The 4299-nt window shown below is 39.2% G+C and carries 4 protein-coding genes; 2 read left to right on the forward strand and 2 right to left on the reverse strand.

Annotated features, from left to right (window positions below; all coding sequences use genetic code 11):
* Positions 1-375 precede the first annotated feature (375 nt).
* Positions 376-1782, forward strand: coding sequence for a bifunctional UDP-N-acetylglucosamine diphosphorylase/glucosamine-1-phosphate N-acetyltransferase GlmU (gene glmU, locus FC65_RS06615; RefSeq protein WP_056972015.1), 1407 nt, complete (start codon positions 376-378; stop codon positions 1780-1782).
* Between the two features lie 97 nt (positions 1783-1879).
* Positions 1880-2857: a ribose-phosphate diphosphokinase gene (locus tag FC65_RS06620; protein ID WP_010499404.1), complete on the forward strand. Its 978-nt coding sequence runs from the start codon at positions 1880-1882 to the stop codon at positions 2855-2857.
* A gap of 97 nt (positions 2858-2954) precedes the next feature.
* Here the strand turns inward: FC65_RS06620 and FC65_RS06625 are convergent, their stop codons facing one another.
* Both FC65_RS06625 and FC65_RS06630 read right to left on the reverse strand, forming a co-directional pair.
* Positions 2955-3182, reverse strand: coding sequence for a hypothetical protein (locus FC65_RS06625; protein ID WP_010499405.1), 228 nt, complete (start codon positions 3180-3182; stop codon positions 2955-2957).
* An 87-nt stretch (positions 3183-3269) separates the two neighbouring features.
* Positions 3270-4241, reverse strand: coding sequence for a biotin--[acetyl-CoA-carboxylase] ligase (locus FC65_RS06630; RefSeq protein ID WP_056972016.1), 972 nt, complete (start codon positions 4239-4241; stop codon positions 3270-3272).
* Positions 4242-4299: the final 58 nt, after the last annotated feature.

Genomic DNA, 4299 nt, shown 5'->3' on the forward strand with positions numbered 1-4299 from the left:
CGACTTTACAATAGCACAGGATGTGCTCTTTTTGTACACCCAGCAGGTGAAAAAGAAAAAAGGTCAGCAACAGCACGGCAACAACCAAAAGCAGACCTCAAGGTAAAATTATGAATAATCCAGGATAAAAATTCACTAAAAATCATCATTAAAGTTAAAGCTTGTTTTGCTTAGAATAGGATGGCTAGTTGCATACTGGTAAAAACTGGGTTATTATTCAAAAGAAGGGTCTGCTCTTAAAGCTATTTGTGCGCAATAAAAGTGTATAATAGTGTAATTTTCAGGGATGTTGTGACCCAATTATGGATGAGCTAATTAATTTTAAATAAATTAATTACTCGCTCCGTTAATTTCAAAATAGAGGAGTAATAATTAATGTCTTCAAAATATGCTGTGATTCTGGCTGCTGGTCAAGGTACCCGAATGAAATCAAAATTGTACAAGATTTTGCATCCAGTGTGTGGTAAACCCATGGTCGACCACGTGTTAACACAAATTGAGAAAAATGATATGGACCAAATCGTGACTGTTATCGGACATGGTGCTGAAATGGTCAAAAAAACTTTAAAAGAGCGAACAAATTATGTTGTTCAATCTGAACAGCTTGGGACAGGGCACGCAGTCATGCAAGCTGAAAGGTTACTAGGTGATAAAGATGGGATCACACTGATCGCATGCGGTGATACACCATTATTTACTGCGGAAACTTTCTCCGAATTATTTCAGTATCATCAATCCAAAGGTGCTGTAGCTACAGTACTTACTGCACACGCTGCTGCTCCGTTTGGTTATGGCAGGATCATTCGTAATGATTTAGGCATTGTTGAGAAAATCGTTGAGCAAAAAGATGCAACTAAAGAAGAAGCTGCAGTCCAGGAAATAAATACTGGGGTTTATTGTTTTAATAACCGAGAATTATTTAAAGCTTTGCATAAGATCAACAACGATAATGCTCAAGGTGAGTACTATTTGACAGATTTAATGGAGGTCTTCCAAAAGGAAGGCAAGGTCGTTGCTGCATATCAAATGAAAGATTTTGAAGAATCAATGGGTGTTAATGATCGTGTTGCTTTAGCCAATGCTGCCAAAGTCATGCGCAAAAGGATCAATAAAGAACATATGCAAAACGGCGTAACGATCGTTGATCCGGATAATACTTATATTGATACTGATGTTAAGATCGGTTCAGATACAATTATTGAACCAGGTGTCAGTTTAAAAGGTCAGACAACAATTGGTTCCGATTGTGTGATCGGCGCTCATTCTGAAATCGTTGATTCAGTTATTGGTGATTCTGTAAAGGTCACTTCTTCTACGATCGAAAATTCAGTAATGCATGATAACTCAGATATTGGACCGTACAGTCACCTTCGCCCTCAAGCTGATATTGGTGAGGGTGTCCACATTGGTAACTTTGTTGAAGTAAAAAAAGCAACGATTGGTGAAAATACTAAAGTTGGGCATTTAACTTATGTTGGCGATGCGACACTTGGCGAGGAGATCAATGTTGGTTGCGGCACAGTTTTTGTTAACTACGATGGAATAAATAAGCATCACACCAATGTTGGCGACTATTCATTTATTGGCAGCGGCAGTAACGTGGTCGCACCAGTAGAAATTGGGGATCATGCGTATATCGCTGCTGGTTCAACAGTGACACAGGATGTTAAACCTCATGATATGGCTATTGCGCGTGGCAGACAAGTAAATAAAGACGGCTATTATGATAAATATCCAGTAGCACAGGCAGCTAAGGAAACTGAAGCAGCCAAGAAAAAATAATTAACAGTTTGGTTAGCAAGACTTGCTTTTAAGGCAGTAAATGCTTTAAGATTAATGTGAGAGTTAATAAGAATATTAAGGACTGATGGAGGCTGTTATGTCTGAACAATATAACGATTCAAAGTTAAAAATTTTTGCTTTGAATTCAAATAAACCGTTAGCACAGAAAATTGCCAATGCTGTTGGTGTACCATTGGGGAGAACATCTGTCGATCGTTTTAGCGATGGTGAGATCCGAATCAACATTGAAGAAAGTATTCGTGGGTGCGATATTTTTATCGTTCAATCAACTTCTGCTCCAGTAAATGATAATTTAATGGAATTGTTGATCATGATCGATGCTTTACGTCGTGCCAGTGCTCATACGATCAACGCCGTGATCCCGTATTATGGTTATGCTCGTCAAGACCGCAAAGCACGTTCCCGTGAACCGATCACAGCAAAATTAGTTGCTGATATGTTAGAGAAAGCTGGTTGTGACCGTGTGATCGCATTAGATCTCCATGCGGCTCAGATCCAGGGGTTCTTTGACATTCCCGTTGATCACTTGATGGGTGCTCCGTTGTTGGCTGATTATTTTATGACAAAGGGCATTGATAAGGATGCAGTTGTTGTTTCACCTGACCATGGTGGGGTTACACGAGCCCGTAAATTGGCTGAATTTTTAAAGGCACCGATCGCAATTATTGATAAGAGACGGCCTAAGGCGAATGTGGCTGAAATTATGAATATTATCGGATCAGTTGAAGGTAAGAAATGTATCCTGATCGATGATATGATCGATACAGCCGGTACGATCACGTTAGCTGCACAAGCTTTGATGGACGCGGGAGCTACTGAAGTTTATGCTTCAGCAACGCATCCAGTCTTATCTGGTCCTGCGATCGAAAGGATCGAAAAATCTCCAATCAAAGAATTGATCGTGACAGATTCGATCAATTTGCCGAAAGAAAAACAAATTGACAAACTTATCCAGATTTCTGTTGGACCGTTGATCGGTGACGCAATTAAGCGGATCCATGAAAATAAACCTGTTAGTCCACTATTTAAGAATCGCTTTCATTCGGATAATTAAGTTCAGACTCTTAGAAAAACAAAAGCAAAGCAGACATTATATCTGCTTTGCTTTTTTACATTTGATTTTAGATGAATAAAGCTGATTTTGAATTTATTTAGTCGTCGACTCTCTTGATGATCGAATATTCAGAGTTTTCATCGAGCTTTGTATTTTGCGCAGCTTGTTCATCGAAAATCAAGTAGGGTTGACCATCTTTTTCTCGGACAACAACAACAGGTTTCTTTGATTTGTCGTGATAAATTTTTGCAGCTACGTAAGCCTTATCGAAATCATAATCGCTGGAAACTGATTGCCCAGGATTGAAAAAAGCATTCTCACTCATCTTGTCCACCTCGCAATTTTTGTTCTTATACCTAAACCTATTTTATCATGGGAAAAGGGCAATAAAAAGAAATTAGCGCAACAGCTTTTAATCTTGTGTACTTCTAATTTTTGTGATCTCACCGGAAGAAAAGATCCTCCCATCATTTAAAACCAGTTCACCCGTGTCGGTGATATTTTGTGCGGTACCAGTTGTCGTTTGACTGCCCTGAGTGATCGTGACTCGCTTACCTAGTGTTGTACAATACTTTCGATAATCTTGAATGAAAGAAGAACTGTTAAAATTAGGGTACAAGTTAAAGAATTCATCCAAAAAAGCAGCAATAAAGACATTTCTGGAAACATTTTTTGCAAGAACGGCAGAACGTAGAGAGGTCGCACGTTGTTGCAATTCAGGTGTAAAAGTGTCAGGATCGGTCAGATAATTGATACCAATACCGATCACAACTTGTTTGAGGTCTCCAGTTTCAATGTCGGTGATCCCTTCAGTTAAGATCCCACTGACTTTTTTATTTTTCCAGAGAACATCGTTGACCCATTTTATCCCAGGCTTCATGTCCAACTTTTTCTCGATCGCCCGACATAGTGCAGTTGCCGTGGCGGTTGTCAGTAGACCGGCATTGAAATGCTTTTGCTGATTTTGTAATAAGATACTTAAATAGATCCCGGTTTGTTTAGGTGAAGCAAATGAACGGCCATATCTGCCATAGCCTTTAGTCTGCTGATCGCTGATGACTATCTGCGGTTCATTTGTTTGTGGCAAGGTCCCTAATTCTTTAGCTCGCAGATTAGTTGATCCTAAATTATCGTGGAGTTCGAATTTTAGTGGGACTTTGTTAGTTAGGTTGCGTCTAATAAAAGCTTCGGACAACATGGGAGGATCTAATAAAAGGTAACCGACATGCGGCTTGCTTTCGATCTCATAGCCATTTTCTTGTAAACTTTTGATTGCCTTCCAAATTGCTGTCCGTGAGATATGCAGATTATCCGCGATTTGCTGGCCAGAAAGAGGAAGCGTGTTGTTTTCTAGTAATCTTAAGACATTATCAGTGGTTTTCATCGTAAATATCATCCTTTATTTTATTCAAATGGCAGATTGCAAGAAATAACTTGAACGA

It is taken from the genome of Ligilactobacillus acidipiscis DSM 15836 (assembly GCF_001435755.1).
GTDB lineage: Bacteria > Bacillota > Bacilli > Lactobacillales > Lactobacillaceae > Ligilactobacillus > Ligilactobacillus acidipiscis.

Coding starts and splice junctions, on each gene's coding strand:
- glmU (WP_056972015.1), top strand. CDS start 376: ATGTCTTCAAAATATGCTGTGATTCTGGCTGCTGGTCAAGGTACCCGA.
- FC65_RS06620 (WP_010499404.1), top strand. CDS start 1,880: ATGTCTGAACAATATAACGATTCAAAGTTAAAAATTTTTGCTTTGAAT.
- FC65_RS06625 (WP_010499405.1), bottom strand. CDS start 3,182: ATGAGTGAGAATGCTTTTTTCAATCCTGGGCAATCAGTTTCCAGCGAT.
- FC65_RS06630 (WP_056972016.1), bottom strand. CDS start 4,241: ATGAAAACCACTGATAATGTCTTAAGATTACTAGAAAACAACACGCTT.